Consider the following 23,520-nt stretch of genomic DNA (forward strand, 5'->3'; position numbering starts at 1 on the left):
TGCGCACAAACAAGGCGATTTCCGCGACTCGAATGGTGAATGGAAGAACTGCTGCCCCACTACGAATACGAGGTCGGCCTGCTTTCACGTGGCCTGATGGAATTTGCCGAGCGCCATCCCAAGATCGGTGCGCGGCTCGGTGTGACTGCTCAAGGCGACCTCCATGCCGAGCGGCTCATTCAAGCCTTCGCTCTGCTTGCCGCGCGTGTTGACGCAAGACTCGAGGACGATTATTCCGAATTCACCGAAGCGCTGCTTGAAACGCTATATCCGCAGTACCTGCGTACGGTTCCGGCCTGTGCGATCGCCCAATTCGACCCGGCCGCCCTCTTCGGCCAACAGACCGAACCCATCGCGGTACCGCGCGGCACGATGCTCGACGCCAACGCTGAACCATGCCGGTTCCGGACCGTCTATGACGTCACACTATGCCCGCTGCGGGTTCATTCGGCACGCGTCGGCTCCGCGACATCGGCCCCGGCGTCCGTCAAGTTGCCGGTCGACACAACCGACATCATCTCGGTCACTTTCGGCAGTGACACGCTTTCGGGCACATTCGATGGAACGATTCCTCCCGGGCCTCTACGCATCTACCTGTCTGGCAACCGGCCACTCGTCGCCGCGCTCACCGATTCGTTGTTATTGCGCGCATGCGCCGCGTACGTCGAGGTCAACGAAAATGGGCGGTGGGCGACGCTATCGAAGGTGCCGATCAAAGCAGCCGGATTCGACGAAAAGGATGCGCTGCTACCGGAAGAGCCGGCCGCCGCCCCGGCCGCATTTCGAAGTCTGATCGAGTACTTCGCATTCCCGGAAAAGTTCCAGTTCCTCGATATTGACCTGGGGCGGATTCAGCGTGCGGCGCGCGCGACCGATGTCAGGTTGCTGACGCTGCACATCGCGACAAGAGGCGGACAAAACCGGCCGGCCACGACACAGGCGCTGAGCGAACTGGACGTTACAGCTTTCAGATTGTTCTGCACCCCAGTGATCAATTTGTTCAAGCGCGCTGCGATGCCCATCCAGACGACCGGAAATGCCACGGGTTACCCCGTCATCCCTCGGCCACTGACATCGGCCCATTCGCTCGACGTGTACTCGATCGACACCGTCCGCCTGGGCGAGCGAACGCCGTCCGGTCAGGTGGCGTTCTCGCCGAGGCCAGGACGTCATCCGGACATCGCAGTGAAACCGTACGCGGATTTCAGTCACGGCAGCGCGCCCCTGCCGCCGACCATCTACTGGAGAACCTCGAGAACGCCGTACTCGGAAGATCATGCGACTCGTCGGGGGCTCCTGTTATCGCTGATCGACATACACGGAGAAATTGCCCGCCCCGATCATCCACAAATTGATGTCGACGTCACCGCAACCAACGGGGATCTGCCGTCCCGGCTACCCATCGGTGCGCCGGACAGCGATCTGGTGCACGAAGGCTCGGCACTTGCCTGCCCGATCACGCTGCTGACACGACCGACCCTTCCCAGTTCCCTGCCGCGCGGACGGAACATCTTGTGGCGTGTGCTCGCCGCCATGACGGCACAACCACTCGATCTGACGCAATCGGGCCTGCACGCACTGAAGGAGTTTCTCGGATTGCACTTGCCGCGCACAACTTCGATCGCGCGACGCAACGTAGACGCAATCTCGCGGCTGGAACACAAGCCTGCCGTCAGATGGATGAGCGTCGACAGTCATTTTCCGTCGTTCGTGCGGGGCATCGAAATCTTCCTGTTCGTGGATGAACACACCCTGCGCGATATCGCGCTCAGTACGTTTGCACAGGTACTCGACAGGCTTTTCGCGCCTTACGCGCCGGCGAACAGCTACATCCAATTGATCGTCCGCTCCGTGCAGACCGGCGCGGACCTTCTTCGCTGCCCGCCTCGCCCCGGGACACGTGCATTGATCTGAATCACGACGGATATCCGGTGAACGGCGGGAATCGCGCCAACGCACTTCCGGCACATTGGCAACACACTGTGCGTCTCTGGCACGATCGGCCGCACTCGATGACCGGTCATCCACGATCCCGTGGCTCCGGTTCGCAGGTGGATCCAGCGCCCGTCGCGCGTATCGATGCTCGTGAAACGCGGTTTCGTCGAACATCCCCGAAATGACGCGCAATGCCCGGCCGTTGATTTCCCCCTATTGCGCCGGACTCTTGTACCCGCCACACCACCACTATTGCAAATGATTCTCATTACCAATATCATGCCACCGCCATCCACGCCGAAGCCCCGCTTCCGGCCGCGCATTCCTTAGCACTCCATCGGTCATCGATTCATGCATTCACGCCGAACGCCCCGCCGCGCCCAGACGCTCCGTCCATGGCGCGCGAGCCTGCACACCCTGATCACCCTCTGCGTCGCGAGCGGCGCGCATGCGGCCGCCGGCGACCGCACCGAATTCGAGCCCGCCGCGCCGGCATCGCCGACGGCGCGCTCCGCGTCGACCGCCGCCCCCGACCTGCCGACGATCAGCGTCAACGCGTCGGCCGTCGCCGACCCGACCATCGGCTACCAGCCACGCACCTCGTCGGTCGCGGGCGCGCAGGACACGCCGCTTTCGAAGATTCCGCAATCCGTCGCCGTCGTCAGCAGCAGCGTGATGCAGGACCAGCAGGCCCGCTCGCTCGACGACGTGCTCGGCAACATCAGCGGCGTCACGCAGACCAACACGCTCGGCGGCACGCGCGACGCGTTCATCAAGCGCGGCTTCGGCTCGAACAACGACGGCTCCGTGCTCGTCGACGGCATGCGCACGCCGGTGCTGCACAGCCATCTCGCGACGATCGACCGCGTCGAAGTGCTGAAGGGCCCCGCGTCGCTGCTCTACGGCATGCAGGACCCGGGCGGCGTGATCAACCTCGTCACGCGCAAGCCGGAAGACACGTTCGGCGGCTCGATCTCCGCGACGCGCACGAGCCACGGCGGCGCGGGCGCGGCGTTCGATCTCACCGGCCCGCTCGGCAAGCCCGGCCAGGTCGCGGGCGGCACGCTCGCGTTCCGCCTCACCGGCGAATACGACACGAGCCGCTACTGGCGCACCTTCGGCCGCACCCGCGATGCGCTGATCGCGCCCGCGCTGTCGTGGCGCGACGCGAATACGTCGATCGACGTCAGCTACCAGTACGTCGACTACACGACGCCGTTCGATCGCGGCACGGCGCTCGTCAACGGCCGCCTCGACGATGCGCTGCGCGATCGCCGCTACGAGGAAGCGTGGTCGCAGAGCAGCGGCATCCAGGAGACGTTGCGCGCACGCGTCGAGCATCGCCTGTCCGATGCGTGGCGGCTGCGCGCGACCTACGGCTGGGGCCGCGACCGCTACCAGCAGTTCATCACGCGCGCCACCAGCCTGAACAGCACGACGGGCGCGATGATGCGCTCGTCCGACGCGAACCTCGGGCGCAACGATTCGGACCAGATCGCGACGCTCGGCCTGCTCGGCAACGTGACGCTCGCGGGGATGAAGCACGCGCTCTACGTCGGCGGCGAATACGAGCGGCAGCGCAGCTTCCGCGGCGACACGATCCGCGGCAAGGCGACGCCGGGCTTCAACCTGTTCGATCCCGTCTACGGCCTGCTCGCGCCCGGCGGCACGCCGAGCAAGACGCAAAGCGACAACCTGTCTAGAGCCTGTTATGAACCTATATGAATGAGGTCGATGATTTTGGGCAGCATTAGACAGGCGAAGGCGAGGAAATGGAATCCGGCCAGCGTGTGAGGTAAGCGTTCATAGTCGCGCGCGAGGCGTCGAAAGCGCGCGGCCCATGCGAAGCTGCGCTCGACCACCCAGCGTCTGGGCAGCAACACGAAACCGCGTTTGGCCTCGGTGTGCTTGACCACCTCCAACTCAATGCCGTGGCTTTGTGCTGCCTGACGAGCCGCTTCGCCGGTATAGCCCTGATCCACGTACGCAAGCGCCACGCTCTGGCCGGTCAATTCTTGTACCGCATGCGCCAATTGCTCGACCTGTTCGCGATCCTGCTCATTGGCCGGTGTCACATGCAGTGCCAGCAACTGACCCAGAGTATCGACCGCCAGATGCACTTTCGAACCCTTGCGGCGCTTCGCGCCGTCGTAGCCGGCGCGTGCACCGGATTCCGGTGTCGATTGCAATGTGCGGCTGTCCAGGATCATGGCACTGGGTTGCGCTTTGCGTCCATCGCACACGCGCAACAGTTCTCGCAGATCATGCACGATCGCCTCGAAACAGCCCGCTCGCATCCAGCGCTGCGTCTGTTGATAGACCGCTTCCCACGGGGGCAGGTCATTAGGCAACATGCGCCACGGCGCGCCGCTTCTGATCAGCCAGCGCAGCGCATTGAAGACCTCGCGAAGCTCGTGGCGGCGTTGTTCACTGTCTTCTCGCACCAGCGCCAGATACGGCACTACGAACGACCATTCTTCGTCGCTTACATCGCTCGGATAAGGCTTGCGGGTTTTCATCCCGACATATTGCCTTATCAGCGGCAAAGTTCATAACATCCTCTAAGGTGCACGCGTATTCGATCGTCCTGCAGGACTCGGTGAACCTGACCGAACGGCTCACCGCGGTGGCCGGGCTGCGCTGGGAGGACTGGCAGCAGGAATCCGGGATGGGGCGGCCGTTCGTGTTCGCGGACCGCTCGCACGGAAACGTTTGGCTGCCGCAGTTCGGGCTCGCGTACGCGCTCACGCCGGCGCTGACCGCGTATGCGAACGTGAGCCGCTCGTTCAAGCCGAACGTGTCGTCGAACGCCGCCGCGCCGCTCGCGCCGGAATTCGGCCGCGTGGTCGAAGCGGGCCTCAAGTTCAGCCTCGAGCCCGCGATCACCGGCACGCTGGCGGTCTACCAGATCGACAAGCGCAACGTCGCGGTGACCGTCGACAACGTGACGTCGACGATCGGCGCCGCGCGCTCGCGCGGGATCGAACTCGACGTCGCGGGGCAGCTCACGCGCCACTGGAGCGTGATCGGCAGCTATGCGTATACGAACGCGAACGACCGCGAGGCGAACCAGCCGCTGATCAACGTCGCGCACCACACCGGCAGCCTGTTCGCGGTGTACGACACGGCCATCGCGAACCTGCCGGGCCGCTGGCGCTTCGGCGGCGGCGCGCGCTTCGTCGGCGCGCGGCCCGGGGATACGGCGAACCGCTTCACGCTGCCCGGCTACGTGAGCGTCGACGCGTTCGCGGCCTACGAGACGACGATCGGCAAGTTCCCGACGCGCATCCAGCTCAACGTGAAGAACCTGCTCGACAAGACCTACTACCCGTCGAGCAACAGCAACCTGATCGTCGCGGTCGGCGAGCCTCGGCTCGTCACGCTGACGACGACCGTGTCGTTCTGACGGTCTCGAATGGCGCCCACGCGCCATTCGTCCGAACAATCATCGGGCCCTCGAATAGCTTCCATCCGATCTTGCGATTTCCGCTCGCGATCGCGCCCCTCTAGACTGGCTACGCAGTAGCGACTGCCAGACAACCACCTCATCGGGGGATACGTCATGTCCGAGCGGCATGCGCGCCGCAGCGCGCTGAAGACTTTCGGCCTCGCGGCCGGCACGGCCGTCCTGGCGGCGGCGAGCCGAACGCGGGCAGCGCAGTCCGACACCGGATCGCTGCTGCCCGGCGGCGGCGCCCGCCTCGCCGGCCTCACGCGGCGGCTCGCCGCCATACCGAGACGGCGCGACTTCAAGACGGTGCCGATGATCCTCGAGCACCCCGACCAATGGGACCACGCGGCATTGTCCGAAGTAATCGGCTATCGCGGCGGCCCGAAGCAGGTCTGGGACAACACCGAGCTCGGCGGTTCTTGGCTGAACCTGATGCGCAATGCGCTGAACGCGCAGGTCTGGTCGTTCCGGCACCCGGATTTCCTGGTCGTGTCGGCAACGCACGGCAGCGCGCAGCTCGCGCTGTACGACCAGGCCGCGTGGGACAAATACGGGCTCGCGAAGCTGGCCGGCCACGCGTTCCCGGCCAACACGCTGCTCGACGCGAAGCCGGCGCAATCCAAAGGCGCACAGGATCACGAAAGCGCCGGCGGCGCGTTTTCCGCGCACGACAACAGCATCGCGACGCTGCTGCAGCGCGGCGTCGTGTTCCTCGCGTGCCACAACGCGATCTGGGAACTCGCGGAACGGCTCGACGACGCGAACGCGAACCCGGACAAGCTGCCGCTCGACGCGCTCGCCGCCGACCTGACCAACCACGTGATCCCGAGCGCGATCGTCACGCCCGGCGCGGTCGGCACGCTGCCCGAGCTGCAGCGGGTCGGCTTCTCGTACGCAAAGTGAGGATCGACATGGCATCTCCTCTCATGACCGCACGGCCGCGCCGGACCCGCCGCATCCTGCATGCGATGCTGGCGGGCTGGCTATGCGTCGCCGCCCCTGCCGCGTTCTCCGCACCGGCCGACATCTTCCCGCCGTGGCAGCACGGCCGGAACAACGACGCGCTGCATCGCGGCCTCGAATTCACGGTGCCGCAAGTCGACGTGCTCGCCGATTTCCACGGCGACCTGACCGCGCCGAAGCTGGTGCTGTTCGTCGGCGGCAACTACTTCTTCGTGATGGCGCCGCTCGTCGCGAAGTTCGAGGAGGATCACCCCGACTATCGCGGCAAGATCTTCTGGGAAACGATTCCGCCCGGCCTGCTCGTCACGCAGATCAAGGCCGGCGGCACGATCACCGTCGGCAACATGACGTGGACGGTCAAGCCCGACGCGTATTTCGCCGGCCTCGCGCAGGTCGACGCGCTGATCGCCGACGGCACGCTGACGGGCCCCGCCGTGCCGTACGTGACGAACCAGTTGACGATCATGGTGCGCGCGGGCAACCCGGAGCGCATCGCGTCGCTGAACGATCTCGCGAAGCCGGCGCTGCGGCTCGCGATGCCGAACCCCGCGTTCGAAGGCGTCGCGCGGCAGATCAAGGCGTCGCTCGTGAAGGCGGGCGGCGACGCGCTCGCGCGCGCCGTCTACGAGGACAAGGTGCAGGCGGGCACGGCCGAGCTGACCCGCATCCACCATCGCGAGACCGCGCTGTTCCTGATGCAGGGGCGCGCCGATGCGGGCGTGCTGTGGAAATCCGAAGCAATCTTCCACGAACAGGCCGGGCATCCGCTGGCGCACGTGGACATTCCCGCCGGCCAGAACACCACCGAGATCTATGCGGGCGCGCTGGTCAATGGCGCGCCGCATCCGGAAGCGGCCCGCGAATGGCTCGCGTTCATCCGGTCGCCCGACGCGTTCCGGATCTTCCAGCGGTACGGCTTCGGCCGGTACGATGCTGCATCGGCCACGCGCACCGGCCCGGGGGCGAGCACGGATACGGCTACGGACACCGGCACGCAAACATCGCCGCGCAATCAAGCCGACTCGAACTGAGCGCCCCTCGCCGCACAACAACACAACGCGACCCCGCAATGGAGGAGACTTGAACGATTCGATCGTGAAGCCGCGCCGCCGCTTCGCCGCCGCGTGGCTGACCGCGGCGGGCCTGCTGTCGGCCACGCCCGGCGCCCATGCCGACGATGCGGCGCTCGGCAAGACCATCGCGGCCCAGGGCACGGCAACCGGCGTCGCCGCCTGCATCGGCTGCCACGGCGCGAACGGCGAAGGCAACGCGGCGGCCGCGTTCCCGCGCCTGGCGGGCGTGCCGGCTGCGTATCTGTCCGCGCAACTGGCCGCGTTCGCGGACGGCAGCCGCCCGAACCCCATCATGCAGCCGATCGCGAAAGCGCTGTCCGCCCATGAGCGCGACGCGGTGGCCGCGTACTTCGCGTCGCTGCCCGCGCCGCCCGGCATCTCGGCCAGGGACGACGCGCCGGCCGCGCCGTCGGACACCGGCGCATGGCTCGCGACGCGCGGACGCTGGACGCAGGGGCTGCCCGCCTGCGCGCAATGCCACGGGCCCGGCGGCATCGGCGTGGGCAGCGCGTTTCCGCCGCTGGCCGGCCAGCCGGCCGCCTATCTCGCGAACCAGTTGCACGGCTGGCAACACGGCGCGCGCCCGCCCGGGCCGATGGCGCTGATGCCGCTCGTCGCGAGCAAGCTGTCCGACGCCGACATCGACGCGGTGACCGCCTACTACACCCGCGCCGGCGCGCCGTCGGCCGGTTCGGCATCGCAAGGAGGCCAGCCATGACCGATCGATTCCGCCCGGGTCGCCATCCTTATCGGCACGCGCTTGCCGTGCTGCTGAGCGCGGCCGTCTGCGGCCCGGTGTTCGCCGCGGCCGATCCGTCGGCCGCGGCCGCACCCGCTGCGACTACCGCAGTCGCAGCCGCAACGCCAACGACCGCGCAGCCGTTCGCCCCACCCGCCGAATCCGCGCTGCCCGACGACGACTTCGGCAAGACCGTGAAGCTCGGCGAACGGATCTTCATGCACACGCCCGAGTTCGCGGGCAAATACGTCGGCAACCCGCTGACCTGCGCGAGCTGCCATCTCGACGCCGGCCGCCGCGCGGATTCGAGCCCGATGTGGGGCGCGTATCCGCTGTATCCGGCCTATCGCATCAAGAACGGCCACGTGAACACGTTCGCCGAACGCCTGCAGGGATGCTTTCGCTACAGCATGAACGGCAAGGCGCCGCCGAACGGCGACCCGATCCTGGTCGCCCTCGAAACCTACGCGTACTGGCTCGCGCAGGGCGCGCCGATCGGCGGGAAGCTGCCCGGCCAGGGCTTTCCGAAGCTGCCGCCGCCCGCGCAGAAACCCGACTATGCGCGCGGCGCCGCCGTCTACGCGCAGCATTGCGCGCTGTGCCACGGCGCGGACGGGCAGGGGCAGTCGAGCGGCGGCAAGACGGTGTTCCCGCCGCTGTGGGGCGCGCGCTCGTTCAACTGGGGCGCGGGCATGGGCGACATCCGGAATGCGGCCGGCTTCATCAAGGTCAACATGCCGCTCGGGCTCGGCGGCACGCTGACCGACCAGCAGGCGTGGGACGTCGCGACCTTCATGGACAGCCACGAACGGCCGCAGGACCCGCGCTTCACGGGGTCGGTCGAGGCCACCCGCGCGCGCTTCCACGACAACCCGGACTCGATGTACGGCCGGACCGTGAACGGCCGCGTGCTCGGCGCGCCCGGCCCGCGCTGACGCGGCCGCATGGCCGCGCGGACGCGATCACGGAAGCCAGCGATACACGACGATGCTGGAGCCGTTGTAGTTGTCCTTCGTGATCACGTACTCGCCGGTCGAGCGGAGATACGCGCGGATTCCGTACATCGAGTCGACGTCGTTGCCGACGTCCATCGCCGCCGGGTTCGAATTCGTCAGCGTGGCGACGAGGCTGCCGGTATTGAGATCGAACACGTCGATGTTCGGCACCGTGTGCACGTAGCCGACGAACAGGTAACGGCCGGCCGCCGCAATCGATTTCGGGTTGGGGCTCGTGAGCGTGATCACCGGGTTCGGCGCGCTCGTGTTGCCGGCCTTCCAGCCGTGATAGACCTCGATGTAGCCGTTCATCGCCGTCCAGTCCCAGTTCCCCGCGAGGCCCTGCGCGAGGATCATCGTGTCGCTGTCCGACTGGTAGACGATGCGCGTGACCGGCGCGACGGTGGCCGGCACCGGAATCGTCGTCGGCTTGCCCCATGACGGCTTGCCGGTCGCGTCGAAGCCCGTCATCAGATAGTGGGTGATCGCGTTCGTGCCGTTGAGGCCGGCCCACACGTCGCCGTTGCCGTCGATCGCGAAGCCCGCGGTGACCTGCAGCGTCGTGTTGAACGGCTTGCCCGGCAGCGAGCCGGCCGGAATCGCGATGTAGCCGCTCGCCGCGTTGAAGTAGTAGAAGTTGAAGTTGGCGGGGTTCTGGCCGGACGCGACGAGAATCCGGTTGCCGCCGACCGTCACGAGCTGGCCGAAATGCTGGCCGCGCTGATAGTCCCTTATGTCGAGGCGCGGATCGCGCGGATAGGTGAACGGATCGATCGTGTTCGCGACGAACGTGCCGCCCGCGGTGCCCGTATAGATGTTGGCGCCGCTGTAGAAGAACGCGCCGTCCGTCGCCGGGTCCGGCGCGGCGACCGCCTCGAAGTTCAGCGCCTGCAGCTTCCACTGCAGCGCGCCCGCCGGGCTGTACGCATGCAGGTCGGTGCTGCCGTTGCGCCCGAGGTCCCAGCCGCCGCCCCACGCGTTGTTCAGCACGTACAGGTTGCCCGCGGCATCCTTGCCGATGCCCGCGACCCGCGTGAAGCGCTTGTCGCCGACCTGCCCCTTGATGCCCGACGTGGTGTCGAGATAGCCGCCCTGCACGCCGAACGTGCCGACCTGCGCCGGGATGCCGACCAGGCCGTAGCTCTTGATGTTCATGTCGGGGCCTTCGTCGCCGACCATCAGCAGCCCCGTCGACGCGTCGAAATACAGCGCCGACGGCCGCGATGCGGCGCCCATCTGAATCGTGTTCATCAGCGTGCCCGCCGGGCTGTACTGCACGACCACGCCCGCGCTCTTGCGCGCGACCCACAGGTTGCCCGCGGCGTCGAGCGCGAGCGCGCCGGGGCCCGTCACGTTGATGTCGCGCTGCCAAACGCCGTTGGTCGTGAAGACGCGCACGCGATTGCCGTAGAAATCGCTCACGTACAGCAGCGTGCCGGCCGTCGCGAGCCCGGTGATCACGTCCGCGTACTGCACGCCCGTCCACACGCTGACCGGAATGCGCAGGTCGCGGGTGTTCGTCGACCGGTTGTAGCGCCCCACCGACCCGCTGCCGAACGTCCGGTTGTAGCCGAGCGCGACGAACAGCGACGACGCGTTGCCGGTAATGGCCCCGCCCTGGAACTCGTCGTGCAGCCCGATCGTGCCGATGCCCTGGCCGTTCTGGTACATCGCGACGCCGCCCGCGTTTTCGTCCCAGCGCGACGACGTATAGATCACGCCTTCCGGCGCGACCCACATCGACCGCGCGCCGTTGCCGACGTGCGCGGCGATCGTGCCGAACGTATTCGCGATCCAGTCGGTCGAGTATTGCGCGTGAACGGCCGACGCGATCGCCGCGAGCCATGCGCCGAGCAATGCCGCGCGAATTAGTTTCATGGACATGAATAATTCTCCCGTGACGACCGTCCCTCGACAATGTAAAGCGCAGGACATGAACCATCGGTGATTGGCCGCGCATCACGCGCCGGTGGCGCAATGCATTGTTCACCATGCGCATCCGGCCATGCCAGGCTTTTTCGTCCGGCCGCCGGGCAGCCGCATTTCAATGCCGATTTTTCGGCACTTTCTCCCGGATCGTTCGAAAGCGACGCGTCATTTTTTCGCACTGCCACGCGCTTTTACGATTTCGACGAAGCCTGATTCAATCATTGCGGATTGAAATTCGAATGCAAGCAAAAATTGATCTTCGAGTATTTTTATTTCTTGCGGAAATGCATTCTGCTGCGGCCGGTGACCGGCTGCGAAGGGGGCGGGAATCGCGTGCGAGCGCCGCGACGGCATCCCGCCCCGGGGACGATCAGCTCGCGGCTTCCAGCGTCGGGCCGTCCCAGCCGTCGAGATACTTGGGCAGCGGATCGACGACGTCGATCACCCGCTGGCGATAGAACAGGTGCATCGTCGGCTGCAGTTCGCCGGGCAGTTGGCCATCGTGCGCGCGGGCGTTCAGGCTGTTGGGCACGACGCGCATCCCGAGCCGGTTCGTGCCGAACACGATTTCGCCGCACGACGCGCAGAACGTGCGCGACATCGCTTTCGTCGGATGCGCGAACGTCGCATTCGCGCCGGCGACGGCGAGTTGTCCGCTGCCCCACGCGGTGGCCGACAGCATGGATGTGCCGTAGAAGTCGCGGCACGTCTGGCAATGGCAATTCGCCCTTGCCGCGGGTTCGCCCTGCAGCGTGACGGTCACCGCGCCGCACAGGCAGCGCACGGAACGCTCTCGAGTCATTTCGCCTCCTTGTGAAGAGGCCCGAGTATAGGCCGGCCGTCAGAACCGCTGACGCATGCCGACGCTGACGATCGCCTGCGAACGCGCATCGGACGAGTGGCTGTTCGCCTTGTCGGACACCGACGCGGTCGCCGCCACCGGCCGCCCTTGCGCGTCGAGCGTCGTGCCGCACGCGTGCTGGTAGGCGCCGAGCAGGTACACGCTGGTCCGCTTCGACAGGTCGTAGACTGCGCCGAGCGTCACGTTGTGATACTGCGCGCGGCCGTCGGCGCCCTCGATCTCGCTGCCGCGCGTGTAGCTGTAGCCGGCGAACAGCTGCGTCTGCGGCCGCACCTTCCAGCGCGTGAAGACGCCCGCGACGTTGAAGGTCGCGTGACCGGAGAACAGCGAGCGATCGCCGCCGCGATACTGCACGTTGCTGTAGTTCACGCCGACGAGTGCCGGGCCGAAGTCGTAGGTCGCGCCGGTCGCGATGACCTGCTGCGACTGCGCGCTCGCGTAGCCTTCGTTGATCGACGAATTGAACAGGCCGTCGTCGGTGCTCTGCCATTTGCCGACCGTCTTGTCGTTCGCGCCGGTCTTGCTGTTGTCGGCGCGCTCGTAGCCGATGCCGACGCGCAGCGGGCCCGCCGCATACGCGGCGCCGACGCTCCACGTATTGCGCTGCTTCATGCTGCCCGGCTGGCCGCCGAAGCCGTACAGCGCGCCGAACGTGAAGCCCGCGTAGTTCGCGCTCGTGTACTTGATCGAGCTGTCGACGCGCGCGGTCTGGTCGAGATCGTCGATGTCGCCCGGATGCGCGCCGAACCCGCCGATGTAGGCCGACGGCCCGACCGGGCTTACGAAGTCGTCGAGCGACGTGTACTGGCGGCCGAGCGACACCGTGCCGTAGCGGTCGCTGCCGACGCCGACGAACGCCTGGCGGCCGAACTGGCGGCCGCCCTGCCCGGACGTGCCGTTGGCGATGTCGAAGCCGTTTTCGAGGACGAACAGCGCGCGCAGGCCGCCGCCGAGATCCTCCATTCCCTTGATGCCCCAGCGGCTGCCGGACAGGTTGCCGGTCGTGAGCCCGACGTTCGAGTGGCCCGCGTAGTTGCCCACGTAGTTGCCCGCGGCGCCGACCCGTTCGTTGCTGCGATAGGTGATGCCCGCATCGACGATGCCGTACAGCGTGACGGCGCCCTGCGCGCAGGCGACGCCCGCGAGCGGAAGCAGCAGCGAGGCTGCGACGAGTTGCTTGTTCATGGTCATGGCTTGTCTCCGGGCGTGAAACCCGTTGTTCCAAGTGCGAGTTGACAGGGTGCGCGGCGATGCTTGGTCGCCGGCTTCTACGAACGTGACGCGCGTCAGGCATGCGGTCGCGCGCCCGAAACGGCTCGCAATGGTAAATGGAACCGATTTCATTCGAAAGCAAAAGAATGAAAAGAGTTTCTTGTGGAAAATGAGATAGTCCGCAGCGACGCGCGGGCGCGACCGATTTCACAGCGAATTCGATTGAATGGGCGCGATCGTTTTACGTATGGCGGACAAATCATCATCGCCATCCGCCGATAACGTTTACCGCAAGAAATGACGGGTTTCGGCGGACGCGGTGTCGAGTACACTGGCTGGCTCGTCGATACGTCCTCGATACCGTCCATTACGCGTCGAATAAAAGCGGGCATTGAGCCGCGCGTCGACGCTTATACCAATCAATCAAAACCGCACGTTCACGCTGGAGCCGACATGCCGCAACTTCTGGCTGATATTCCCGCAGGAAAGAACGCGATCCAGGGGCCGCACCATCGCATCGCAGCGACCATCGCGACGCTGATCAGGAGTTGCAACGGAGGCCAGAGCATCCGACTGGACGGCAACTGGGGCGTCGGCAAGTCGACCGTCGTGAGGCTGCTCGCGCACGAGTTCGAATCGCAGCAGGCCAATCCCCCCGGCGCGAACGATCCGGATGTCGTCGTGTTCGAATACGACGCGTGGGTGCATACGGGCGACCCGCTGCGGCGCGCGTTCTTCGAAGCACTGGTCGCAAAGCTGCGCGGACGATGGCTTCCCGACCTCCAGTCGCACGACGAAGCCGACGAATGGACCGAGCGGATCGAGTTCCTGGCGAAGCGGCTCAAGAAAACGTCGAAGCACAGTGAACTCGTCTTCAACGACAGCGACCAGACGATCATTACGTCGCTGCTCTGCGTCGGGCTGCTCGCGCCGCTGCTGAATTCCGCGATCTCGTCGCTGGCGCAGGGCAAGGGCTTCTTCGCTTCCGTCACATGGGCCGCCGTGCTGGGCTTCGGCGCTTACAAGCTGCTGCGGCCGCTGACCGGCCGCACGCTGAGTCTCTTTCTGCGACGGCAACCGGACCGCGAAACCGTGACGGTAACCGAAGCCGGGGAACCGACGTCGCTTGAATTCCAGAGCGCTTTTCTCGCGCTGCTCGGCTCGGTATTGGGCAATCCTGCACGGCCCAATCGCAAGCTGGTGATCGTCGTCGACAACCTCGATCGCGTGGACGCCGCCGAAGTGCAGGCGACCTGGGCGCTGCTGCGTTCCTTTCTCGACAATCCGACGTTCCGGAAGGAGCCGTGGTACGAACGGCTGTGGCTGCTCGTGCCGATGGCGCGGGCCGACAAGGTCAATCCGGAACGCGCGGGATCGGAGCGGGACCAGGCGAGTGCGCTCGAGAAGGTGTTTCAGGTTCGCTTCACGGTTCCCGACATGACGACGCATTTCTGGCGATCGTTTTTCGAGGATCGCATGGCTATCGCGTTCGACAAGCTGAACAGGAAGAGCCGGAACACCGTCATCGATCTGTATGCGGAAGATCTGGACACGAGCAAGCTCACGCCGCGCGCGATCATCAGCTTCATCAACAGCCTGGTCGCGCTCTATGTCGAACGCGGCCTGCAGGAGGAGCAGGAAGGCTCCGACAAGGATGCGATCAGCATCGAAGTGCTGGCCGCCTATCTGCTTTGGGAGCGGGGCTTGAACGCCGACGGCACCGCGCTGGACGTATCGGACTCCATGAAGCGCCTGACGGGCCGCGACGACCTTGAATCGACGTTCAACGTCATTCGACTCGGCGTGCCAGACCGGAAGCATATCGGCTACATCAATGCGCAACAGAACCTCGCGGAAATCTTCTCCGGCGAGTTGACCAATGAGGCGCTGGATCTGCGGCTCAGAAACGTCGAAGCATTCATTGACGACACGCTGAACGCGGACCGTGAGTTGCGGCGCTTCGCGGTGCATGAATGCACTGCGTTTCCCGGCCCTCTTGCCGCATTCGCCCAGACTGCGAGGACGTTCATCGATCAGAAGCGCAGTGCCGACGAAGCGCTCAATCAGGTATTCGAAGACATTCTGATCACGCTCGCGGACAACGCCATGCGGGCTATCTTGCCATACAAGAATCTGCCGCTCGCGAACGCGTCCGCAATCGAGTCCGTGACAACAGCGCTTTCATCGTTCGCACAACCTGAATCCATCGCGCAGGAAATTTGCAGAAAACTGGAGGCCGAGGGTGCAAATCCTCCAGAATTTTTCAGCGGCGATTTGCTCACCCTGAAAAACCTCGCCCGTCTTTTCTCGAACACGGCCGTCGCGGATTCGATACTCGACCATCCTCGGCTGATCAGCCTTCCGCTCAGCTCGGAGGCTTATGCGTCGCTCGTCAAGGAATTGAACGGAACGCAAGATCATCGAGAAGTACTCGAGAACTGCACATGCCGAGGCGGTGATCGCGAGCTCGGCAGACTTCTGCTCAATTCCGCCGATGATCGTCAATGGAACAAGGATTCCCGATACATTCTGCGCCTGCTCGGCATGCGCGATCATGACGAATTCCGCAGGGTGAGTGAGAGAGTTGTCGAATATTTTAAGAATGTAGGCGATGACAACGATCGAGCCGCGATATCGTGCATCGAGTTGGTGGGCGCACTTGTCCGTGCGAATCCCGAGCTTGCCAAGCCCTTGATCCGTTCACTTTCCAAAGAGGGATATCTCACGAAACTCGTTGGACTGATTGCCCCCCGCTCGACCGACAGAAGCGCATGTTTCACTGCGGCATGGCTCGTGCTGTGGTCCTGGAACGATGGCGTCGCGAACGGCCAAACGGAGGATGATGGCTTGCGCCACATTCGCGATTGGCTAGCCAATGCGGCCAACCTGGAAGTGACCGACATCGATTCGATGTGCGACGCATTGGTCAACCTCACTGTATTCGAGACGCTGAACGGGCTGACCGATCACATCGCGTTCGTTCACCGGATATTGGACCGATTGCCGTCGACCATCCAGTTCGAATACCGTTCATTCCACGGCGAAGGCAGCAAGCAAGATCAGGCTGAACGCTTCGCCGCGGAGAGGTTCGCAAACGAATCGCTCCGCGACTATTTCCTGGAATCCTATTCCAGGCATCAGCGTGACAAATCAACGAACGTTGCCGACAGAGAAGACAGCGCGCAGGTCGAATGATCTGCCCGGCACGAAGATGCTCCACCATGCAAATCGATACGCCGCCACGATTGCCCTGTCCGGGCCTGTCGCTCCGCCAGCTCGCTCGCCCGGACCTCGACGCGTGGTACGCGTATCTGTCGACCCCTGACGTCGTCCGGCACACGAGCTGGAACCTGCGCTCGCGCTACGATCTGCTGCCGCTGTTCGACGGCTTCGAATCGCCGGCCCTGGACTCGATCCGGCGCCTCGCGATCGTCGACGACAACGCCGGCGGCGCGCTCGTCGGGACGATCGGGCTGCACACAGTTTCCGACGTGCACCGCTCGGCGGAAATCGCCTACGATCTCGCGCCGTCGCATTGGGGGCGCGGCATCGCGAGCGCAGCATGCTCGGCCGTCACTGAATGGGCGTTCGCCGAGTACGGCTTCGTGCGAATCCAGGGCGTCGTCCTCGCGACCAACGCGCGCTCGGCGCGCGTGCTGCAGAAGTGCGGCTTCCGCTACGAAGGACTGTTGCGCGCGTACCGGATGGTCCGCGGCACGCCCGGCGATTTCGCGATGTACGCGCGTGTCGCGAGCGACTGACGCGCGGCGCCCGCCAGCCATTGGACGGCCCGCACCGATCTCACGGCCGGATGTGCTGGCCAGGCATCGAACCGGCATAACAATGGCCAGCGGACACATATTGAGAGAACACGATGCACATCGATCACCTGGTACGACATCCTGAACTTGTTCCAACTATTGCGGCATGGCACCACGAACAATTCGGTTACCTGAATCCTGTCGTCACGCTTGAACAACGGGTGGCGCGCCTTAGTCAACTTACCGACGATTCGTTACCCTTGACGTTTTTGGCGCTGTCGGACCATGGCGAAGCACAAGGAACCGCCAGCCTGGTTCAGAGTACATTGACGCACAAGCATCTTGGCCCCTGGCTATCCGCGGTGTTCGTTCCACCCGCTCATCGCGGCAAAGGCATCGCTTCGGCATTGTCGATGCGAGCGCGTATCGAAGCATCACGCATGGGGCACTGCAAGATTTTCCTGTTTACGCCCCGCAATGAGTCCCTGTACGCGCGCCTTGGTTGGCGAACCATGGACACGGCGCAGATTGGCGTCACTTCTGTCGTCGTGATGGAGGCGGACACCGGCGCCTGATGGACGGAGCGAACGACACCCGCGCAGTCCTCACATCGCTTCAATCATCGGAGATCAAACCGACATGCCGATTCCATCGCAACTGCTTTTCCTGCCGGGCGCCTCGGGCAGCACCGCATTCTGGCAGCCGCTGATCGACAACCTGACACATCCGGCCGAGCGGCGCGTCGTCGCCTATCCCGGCTTCGGCGACGAGCCCGCCGATCCGGACGTCCGCGACTTCGACGGCCTCGTGCGGCGCGTGCTGCGGCACATCGACCGGCCCACCGCGGTGATCGCGCAGTCGATGGGCGGCGTGATCGCGCTGCGCGCTGCGCTCGATCGGCCCGAGCAGGTCACGCACCTGGTGCTGACGGTCACGTCCGGGGGCCTCGACATGCAGGGTCTCGGCGCGCAGGACTGGCGCACCGGATTCGTCGCGGCGAATCCGCGCCTGCCCGACTGGTTCGTGTCGTTTCACGCCGACCTGTCGGCGGAGCTGGGCCGGGTCGCGCAGCCGACGCTGCTGCTGTGGGGCGACGCGGACCCGATCAGCCCGGTCGCGGCCGGCCGCCGCCTGCTCGAACGGCTGCCCGATGCGCAGCTGCACGTCGTGCCGGGCGGCCAGCATGATCTCGCCTCCGTGCATGCGCGCGCGCTCGCACCGCTCGTCGACGCGCATCTGCCGCGGATCTGATCCGCTGAACGGCCCGCGCTAGAGGATGTTATGAACTTTGCCGCTGATAAGGCAATATGTCGGGATGAAAACCCGCAAGCCTTATCCGAGCGATGTAAGCGACGAAGAATGGTCGTTCGTAGTGCCGTATCTGGCGCTGGTGCGAGAAGACAGTGAACAACGCCGCCACGAGCTTCGCGAGGTCTTCAATGCGCTGCGCTGGCTGATCAGAAGCGGCGCGCCGTGGCGCATGTTGCCTAATGACCTGCCCCCGTGGGAAGCGGTCTATCAACAGACGCAGCGCTGGATGCGAGCGGGCTGTTTCGAGGCGATCGTGCATGATCTGCGAGAACTGTTGCGCGTGTGCGATGGACGCAAAGCGCAACCCAGTGCCATGATCCTGGACAGCCGCACATTGCAATCGACACCGGAATCCGGTGCACGCGCCGGCTACGACGGCGCGAAGCGCCGCAAGGGTTCGAAAGTGCATCTGGCGGTCGATACTCTGGGTCAGTTGCTGGCACTGCATGTGACACCGGCCAATGAGCAGGATCGCGAACAGGTCGAGCAATTGGCGCATGCGGTACAAGAATTGACCGGCCAGAGCGTGGCGCTTGCGTACGTGGATCAGGGCTATACCGGCGAAGCGGCTCGTCAGGCAGCACAAAGCCACGGCATTGAGTTGGAGGTGGTCAAGCACACCGAGGCCAAACGCGGTTTCGTGTTGCTGCCCAGACGCTGGGTGGTCGAGCGCAGCTTCGCATGGGCCGCGCGCTTTCGACGCCTCGCGCGCGACTATGAACGCTTACCTCACACGCTGGCCGGATTCCATTTCCTCGCCTTCGCCTGTCTAATGCTGCCCAAAATCATCGACCTCATTCATATAGGTTCATAACAGGCTCTAGCCGGCGAGATTGCGCAGCGTCAGCCGCGCCTCGAGCCCGCCTTCCGGCCGGTTCGCCAGCGTCAGCGCGCCGCCCATCGCGAGCGCGAGCTGCCGCGCGATCGCGAGGCCGAGCCCCGTGCCGCCCGTCTCGCGATTGCGCGACGTCTCGACGCGCCGGAACGGCTCGAACACCGCGTCGAGCTGATCGTCCGGAATGCCGGGCCCGCGGTCCAGCACCGCGATGACCGCGCCGCCGTCGGGGGCTACCGTCACGTCGATCTCCGCCGCGCCCGAGAACTTCAGCGCGTTGTCGACGAGATTGCCGACGATGCGGCGCAACGCCTTCGGCCGCGTGACGAGCGCGATCGGCGCGCGGCTGTGCAGCGTGACGGCCTGCCCCGCGTCCGCGTAGTCGCACACGATGCTGTCGAGCAGCGCATCGAGATCGGTGCGCCGCGCGGCTTCCTCGGTGCCGTGCAGCGTCTTCGCATACGCGACGCCCTCCTTCACGAGATGCTCCATCTCGATCAGGTCCTGGCGCAGCTTCGCGCCCTGCGCGTCGTCGTCCATCACGTCGACGCGCAGCCGCATCCGCGTGATCGGCGTCTGCAGGTCGTGCGAGATCGACGCGAGGATCTGCATGCGCTCCGCCATGTACTGCGCGATGCGGTCCTGCATCGCATTGAACGCGCGCGCCGCGCGCGCGACCTCGGACGGGCCGTCCTCGCTCAGGCGCTCCGCCTTCAGGTCCGGGCCGAGCGCATCGGCGGCCTGCGCGAGCTGCTTGAGCGGCCGCGTCGCGAGCCGCACCGCGAGCCAGCAGCATGCGGCCAGCACCGCGAGCTGCAGCGCGAGCACGAACGGCAGCCAGCCCGACAGCGGCACCGTCGACATCGGATGGATGTCGATCGTCAGCGGCGACCCGTCGGTCAGGCGCAGATGCACCTGCAGATGCTCGCGGTCGCCGGGCATCGCGTTCGCCGTCAACGGGTACTCGCCGCCGATGCCGTCCGAGATCGACCGCTCGACGCGCGCCGACAGCCGCGCCTGCGGCGGCGTGCCGGTCTCGCCCGGCCCGAGGATGAACTGATAGCTGCGCCGCGCGAGCCGCGGCAGCCACTCGGCGCGCTCGGCAGGCGACAGATGGTCGAGCAGCGCCACCGAGCTCGCGACTTCGCGCTCGATGTACCCCATCATCAGGTTGGTGGTGGCCTGGTCGCGCTCCGTCAGCGTCAGCCAGAACGACAGCGTCTGCGCGAGCGCGAGGCCCACGCACAGGATCAGCGCGAGCCGCGCGAACAGCGTGCGCGGCCACCGCCCTATCGCGCGCGGCGTCATGACGTGCCTTCGATGACGGTCACCGCCGCCGAGAACACATAGCCCTCGTTGCGCAGCGTCTTGATGTAGCGCGGCTCGCGTGCGCCGTCGCGCAGGCGCTGCCGCAGGCGGCTCACGAGCAGGTCGATCGAGCGGTCGAACGGATCGGACTGCCGCCCCTGCGTCAGGTTGAGCAGCTGGTCGCGGGTCAGCACCCGCTGCGGATGATCGAGGAACACGCGGAGCAGCCGGTACTCCGCGCCGCTCAGCGCGACCAGCGTGCCTTCGGCGTCGAGCAGGTGCCGCCCCGTCGTATCGAGGCGCCATTCGCCGAAGCCGAGCATCCCGGCCGCTTCCGTCACCTGCATGCCGGGCGGCAGCATCCGCGTGCGCCGCAGCACCGAGCGGATTCGCGCCAGCAGCTCGCGCACCGCGAACGGCTTCGCGAGATAGTCGTCGGCGCCCATCTCGAGGCCGACGATGCGGTCGGTTTCCTCGCCGCGCGCGGTCAGCATCAGCACCGGCACCGCGCGGAACTTGCCGACGCGCAGCTCGCGGCACAGCACGAGGCCGTCCTCGCCCGGCATCATCAGGTCCAGCACGATCAGGTCGGGGGCGCCGCTGTCGAGCACCGCGCGCATCTCGCGGCCGTTCGCGGCCAGCGACACGCGCATGCCGTTCTTCTCGAGGTAGTCGGCGATCAGTTCGCGAATGCCGCGGTCGTCGTCGACGATCAGTACGTGGTCGGTCTTGTCCATGAAGGCGATCGAGTGTGCGGCGCGTGCCGCGGGATTCCGGATGTTCGCTTTATACCGCAAGCCGCGCATCGGTTTGTATCCCAGTGTATCCGGCCCGGGCGCGGACACACGACATTGCAAACAGGCGGGGTGACGGACACATGCCGGATACGGCCGCACGGCCCAATACGCTCTGTCGAAACCCGAACGACCGCGGCCCGCACCGGGCCGGCCGGGGCCCCGATCCATGGAGGATTCACCATGTTCAGCCGATTCAAGACCGCCGCCGCCGTTACCGCCTTCGCCGCTGCCGCCGCATTCGCGGCGTTCGCCGAGACGCGCGGCCAGACCGTCCCGCCGATGGCGGAAGCCGGCGCGCCGGCGCCCGAGCTCGCCGGCATCGAGCGCTGGCACAACAGCGCGCCGCTGACGCTCGGGCAGTTGCGCGGCAAGGTCGTGCTCGTCGATTTCTGGACGTATTCCTGCATCAACTGCATTCATACGATTCCGTATGTCAACGATTGGTATCGCAAGTATCGGGATCAGGGGCTGGTCGTGATCGGCGTGCATACGCCCGAGTATCCGTTCGAGCGCGATGCGCGCAATGTTGCGGATGCGTTAGGTCGCTTCGGTATACGTTATCCGGTTGCGCAGGACAATCGTTACGACACCTGGCGAGCATACGGCAACCAGTACTGGCCTGCGTTGTACCTGATCGACGCAAGCGGGAAGGTCGTCTATACGCGGTATGGCGAGGGCGGGTATGACAAGACCGAGGCGGCAATTCGGAGCGCGCTCGCGCATGCGGGAGTGGCGCGGACGCAGTAGATGGTTGGCACACGTTCGTCGGAGCAGCTCTCGTCGAACCGGCTCACTCACTCCGTCTTGCCGGGCGGAATGTATTTCTTCACGTCGAATTTCACATCAAGCCCGTGCCGCTCCGCATACGCGACAAGGCCGTTGTCGAGCAGGCGAATGCGCTGCCCGGGTTCGATGCCCGGGTAAATGTCCGAATAGGAGAAGTCGAGCTCGTACGCAGCCAGCCGGGTTCACTGCAAAGATCCTCACTAGTGGACGAAAAGATGAAGTCGTTGCCACGCCCAGTATCGAAACGACACACACAAACGACAGGATGGCGCCGACAACGACACCCCACCCTATCGGGATGAAAAGGACAACAAACAGTGCCACCGTCACGTCGAACGACTGCGGCGGCAATTGCACGACCGCGCCGACGAACTGGCGAGCAAGTCCCAGGCAGATCGGCGCAAGCAGCGTGCTCACCACAACGATCGGCATCGTCCCGATCTGTGACCGGCCGAACACAAGCAGTTTCGGCACGAACCAGATCAGGAATCCGGCCATGAACAGCAACAACGGGACCGCCATAAACAACGTCAGCGCGCGTTGTGCCGTCCACGGGATCGTCATGAGCACGCCCATGACGAGCATCAACGCGGCGTTGCCTGATGTGTAGAGTTTCCCGGAAATCGATTGCGCCTTCCATTTGTCGAGCAGATTCTTGAGCAGGGTCATGGTGCAGGATGAAGGTGTGAAGTTCGAGCGCGGAGCGCCGCCTTCCGTCACGAAAGGCGCGCGGCCGCGCGATCCCACGATACCCCCCTCCCCGGTACGGGCAATATCGCCGCGACGCGTCAACTCTCGGCGAATCCCATGTCACGCTCCTGGCCGCCCCGGCCATCGCGCGATCCGCGACGACCTCACCGCACTACCCACGCCGCACCGCTCATTCGCGCTTCGCGTCGGCCGCCGCCAGCATCGCTTCGCCGATCTTCGCGTTGCCGCCAGCGACCAACGCCTCCCCCGCCCCGCGAATATCCTCCACCGCCTTGTTCTGCCCCAGCTTGCGGTTCCCGACCAGCCGCGTGATCTCGATCTGCAGCCCGACGATCGACTGCAGCATCGTATCGATGTAGTCCTGCGGCGCATCCCCCATCTTCCACGGCTTGGGCAGCGCTGCTTCGTGCGTGCGCGTCAGCCGCGCGACCACGCCGCGCACGAAGCGCTCGTCGTCGCGCACCGTGACGCGCCCGTGCGCATGCACGGCGACGTAGTTCCACGTCGGCACCTCCCGGTGCGTCGCGTGCTTGCTCGGATACCAGCTCGGCGAGATATATGCATCGCCCCCACGGAAAATCACCAGCACCTCGTCGCCGTCCGCGACGTCCTGCCAGACCGGATTCGCGCGCGCGACGTGCGCATGCAGCTCGCCGAGCCCGCCGTCGCCGGCGATCAGCTCGAACGGCAGGTGGTTCGCATCGAGCCCGCTCCTGCCGTGCGTGACCAGACTGCCGAACGGGCGCTGCGCGATCAGCGCGTGCAGCGTCTCGATGCGGGGTTCGTCGAAATGGGCAGGGACGTACATGGCGGCTCCACGGTCGGGTAAAGGTCAAGAGGCTCACGGGATCG

19 protein-coding genes and 2 pseudogenes are annotated in these 23,520 nt (G+C 65.6%); 13 read left to right on the forward strand and 8 right to left on the reverse strand.

Annotation, left to right across the window (positions count from 1 at the left end):
- Positions 1-39 precede the first annotated feature (39 nt).
- Positions 40-1,914 carry a type VI secretion system baseplate subunit TssF gene (gene tssF / locus KY49_RS34150; protein ID WP_042588625.1) on the forward strand — a complete coding sequence of 625 codons (1,875 nt, stop codon included), beginning with the start codon at positions 40-42 and terminating at the stop codon, positions 1,912-1,914.
- 372 nt (positions 1,915-2,286) lie between these two features.
- Positions 2,287-3,636: pseudogene (locus tag KY49_RS34155) on the forward strand (TonB-dependent siderophore receptor); the annotation flags it as partial.
- An 8-nt stretch (positions 3,637-3,644) separates the two neighbouring features.
- Here the strand turns inward: KY49_RS34155 and KY49_RS36710 are convergent.
- Entirely contained in the window at positions 3,645-4,454 is an 810-nt protein-coding gene (locus KY49_RS36710) for an IS5 family transposase (RefSeq protein WP_042584131.1), read from the reverse strand.
- A gap of 41 nt (positions 4,455-4,495) precedes the next feature.
- Here KY49_RS36710 and KY49_RS34165 point away from each other — a divergent pair.
- The 5 genes and pseudogenes from KY49_RS34165 to KY49_RS34185 form a co-directional block, all read left to right on the forward strand.
- Positions 4,496-5,341 (forward strand): annotated as a pseudogene (locus KY49_RS34165) (TonB-dependent siderophore receptor); the annotation flags it as partial.
- Positions 5,342-5,497: 156 nt separating this feature from the next.
- Complete coding sequence (gene tetH / locus KY49_RS34170; RefSeq protein WP_042588627.1) at positions 5,498-6,289, forward strand: thiosulfate dehydrogenase; 792 nt, start codon at positions 5,498-5,500, stop codon at positions 6,287-6,289.
- Between the two features lie 8 nt (positions 6,290-6,297).
- Positions 6,298-7,380 carry a molybdate ABC transporter substrate-binding protein gene (locus tag KY49_RS34175; RefSeq protein ID WP_052495830.1) on the forward strand — a complete coding sequence of 361 codons (1,083 nt, stop codon included), beginning with the start codon at positions 6,298-6,300 and terminating at the stop codon, positions 7,378-7,380.
- Between the two features lie 49 nt (positions 7,381-7,429).
- A complete protein-coding gene (locus KY49_RS34180) occupies positions 7,430-8,140 on the forward strand; it encodes a c-type cytochrome (protein ID WP_042588628.1) in 711 nt (236 codons plus the stop codon).
- Positions 8,137-9,096 carry a c-type cytochrome gene (locus KY49_RS34185; RefSeq protein ID WP_042588629.1) on the forward strand — a complete coding sequence of 320 codons (960 nt, stop codon included), beginning with the start codon at positions 8,137-8,139 and terminating at the stop codon, positions 9,094-9,096. The genes KY49_RS34180 and KY49_RS34185 overlap by 4 nt, the downstream gene beginning before the upstream one ends.
- Before the next feature lie 27 nt (positions 9,097-9,123).
- On the opposite strand, the gene KY49_RS34190 is transcribed toward KY49_RS34185, so the two are convergent.
- The 3 genes from KY49_RS34190 to KY49_RS34200 all read right to left on the reverse strand — a co-directional run bounded on the left by KY49_RS34190 (position 9,124) and on the right by KY49_RS34200 (position 13,132).
- Positions 9,124-11,040 (reverse strand): SMP-30/gluconolactonase/LRE family protein, encoded by a 1,917-nt coding sequence (locus KY49_RS34190; RefSeq protein ID WP_042588630.1) that lies wholly within the window; start codon positions 11,038-11,040, stop codon positions 9,124-9,126.
- A 415-nt stretch (positions 11,041-11,455) separates the two neighbouring features.
- A complete protein-coding gene (locus KY49_RS34195) occupies positions 11,456-11,887 on the reverse strand; it encodes a GFA family protein (RefSeq protein ID WP_042588631.1) in 432 nt (143 codons plus the stop codon).
- Positions 11,888-11,926: 39 nt separating this feature from the next.
- Positions 11,927-13,132, reverse strand: a complete 1,206-nt coding sequence (locus KY49_RS34200) for a porin (RefSeq protein WP_042588959.1) — start codon at positions 13,130-13,132, stop codon at positions 11,927-11,929.
- 480 nt (positions 13,133-13,612) lie between these two features.
- Here KY49_RS34200 and KY49_RS34205 point away from each other — a divergent pair, with 480 nt between their 5' ends.
- The 5 genes from KY49_RS34205 (at position 13,613) to KY49_RS34220 (ending at position 19,045) form a co-directional block, all read left to right on the forward strand.
- Complete coding sequence (locus KY49_RS34205) at positions 13,613-16,354, forward strand: P-loop NTPase fold protein (protein ID WP_042588632.1); 2,742 nt, start codon at positions 13,613-13,615, stop codon at positions 16,352-16,354.
- A gap of 26 nt (positions 16,355-16,380) precedes the next feature.
- Positions 16,381-16,920, forward strand: a complete 540-nt coding sequence (locus KY49_RS34210; protein ID WP_042588633.1) for a GNAT family N-acetyltransferase — start codon at positions 16,381-16,383, stop codon at positions 16,918-16,920.
- 113 nt (positions 16,921-17,033) lie between these two features.
- Positions 17,034-17,495 (forward strand): GNAT family N-acetyltransferase, encoded by a 462-nt coding sequence (locus tag KY49_RS36715; RefSeq protein ID WP_080402372.1) that lies wholly within the window; start codon positions 17,034-17,036, stop codon positions 17,493-17,495.
- Between the two features lie 64 nt (positions 17,496-17,559).
- Positions 17,560-18,171 (forward strand): alpha/beta fold hydrolase, encoded by a 612-nt coding sequence (locus tag KY49_RS34215; protein WP_042588634.1) that lies wholly within the window; start codon positions 17,560-17,562, stop codon positions 18,169-18,171.
- Between the two features lie 64 nt (positions 18,172-18,235).
- The gene (locus KY49_RS34220; protein ID WP_042584131.1) at positions 18,236-19,045 is read left to right on the forward strand and encodes an IS5 family transposase; all 810 of its coding nucleotides are present in this window, start codon (positions 18,236-18,238) and stop codon (positions 19,043-19,045) included.
- Between the two features lie 6 nt (positions 19,046-19,051).
- Here the strand turns inward: KY49_RS34220 and KY49_RS34225 are convergent, their stop codons facing one another.
- Both KY49_RS34225 and KY49_RS34230 read right to left on the reverse strand, forming a co-directional pair.
- A complete protein-coding gene (locus tag KY49_RS34225) occupies positions 19,052-20,374 on the reverse strand; it encodes an ATP-binding protein (RefSeq protein WP_042588635.1) in 1,323 nt (440 codons plus the stop codon).
- Complete coding sequence (locus KY49_RS34230) at positions 20,371-21,111, reverse strand: response regulator (protein WP_042588636.1); 741 nt, start codon at positions 21,109-21,111, stop codon at positions 20,371-20,373. Before KY49_RS34230 ends, KY49_RS34225 begins: the two co-directional genes overlap by 4 nt.
- 240 nt (positions 21,112-21,351) lie before the next feature.
- On the opposite strand from KY49_RS34230, the gene KY49_RS34235 reads away from it, so the two are divergent.
- Entirely contained in the window at positions 21,352-21,918 is a 567-nt protein-coding gene (locus KY49_RS34235) for a thioredoxin family protein (protein ID WP_042588637.1), read from the forward strand.
- A gap of 96 nt (positions 21,919-22,014) precedes the next feature.
- On the opposite strand, the gene KY49_RS34240 is transcribed toward KY49_RS34235, so the two are convergent.
- Together KY49_RS34240 and KY49_RS34245 are read right to left on the reverse strand one after the other, a co-directional pair.
- Positions 22,015-22,626, reverse strand: a complete 612-nt coding sequence (locus KY49_RS34240; RefSeq protein WP_042588638.1) for a hypothetical protein — start codon at positions 22,624-22,626, stop codon at positions 22,015-22,017.
- A gap of 211 nt (positions 22,627-22,837) precedes the next feature.
- The gene (locus KY49_RS34245) at positions 22,838-23,476 is read right to left on the reverse strand and encodes an FMN-binding negative transcriptional regulator (RefSeq protein ID WP_042588639.1); all 639 of its coding nucleotides are present in this window, start codon (positions 23,474-23,476) and stop codon (positions 22,838-22,840) included.
- Positions 23,477-23,520 lie beyond the last annotated feature (44 nt).

Origin of the sequence: Burkholderia sp. MSHR3999, from assembly GCF_000833595.1 — a bacterium.
Lineage (GTDB): Bacteria > Pseudomonadota > Gammaproteobacteria > Burkholderiales > Burkholderiaceae > Burkholderia > Burkholderia ubonensis.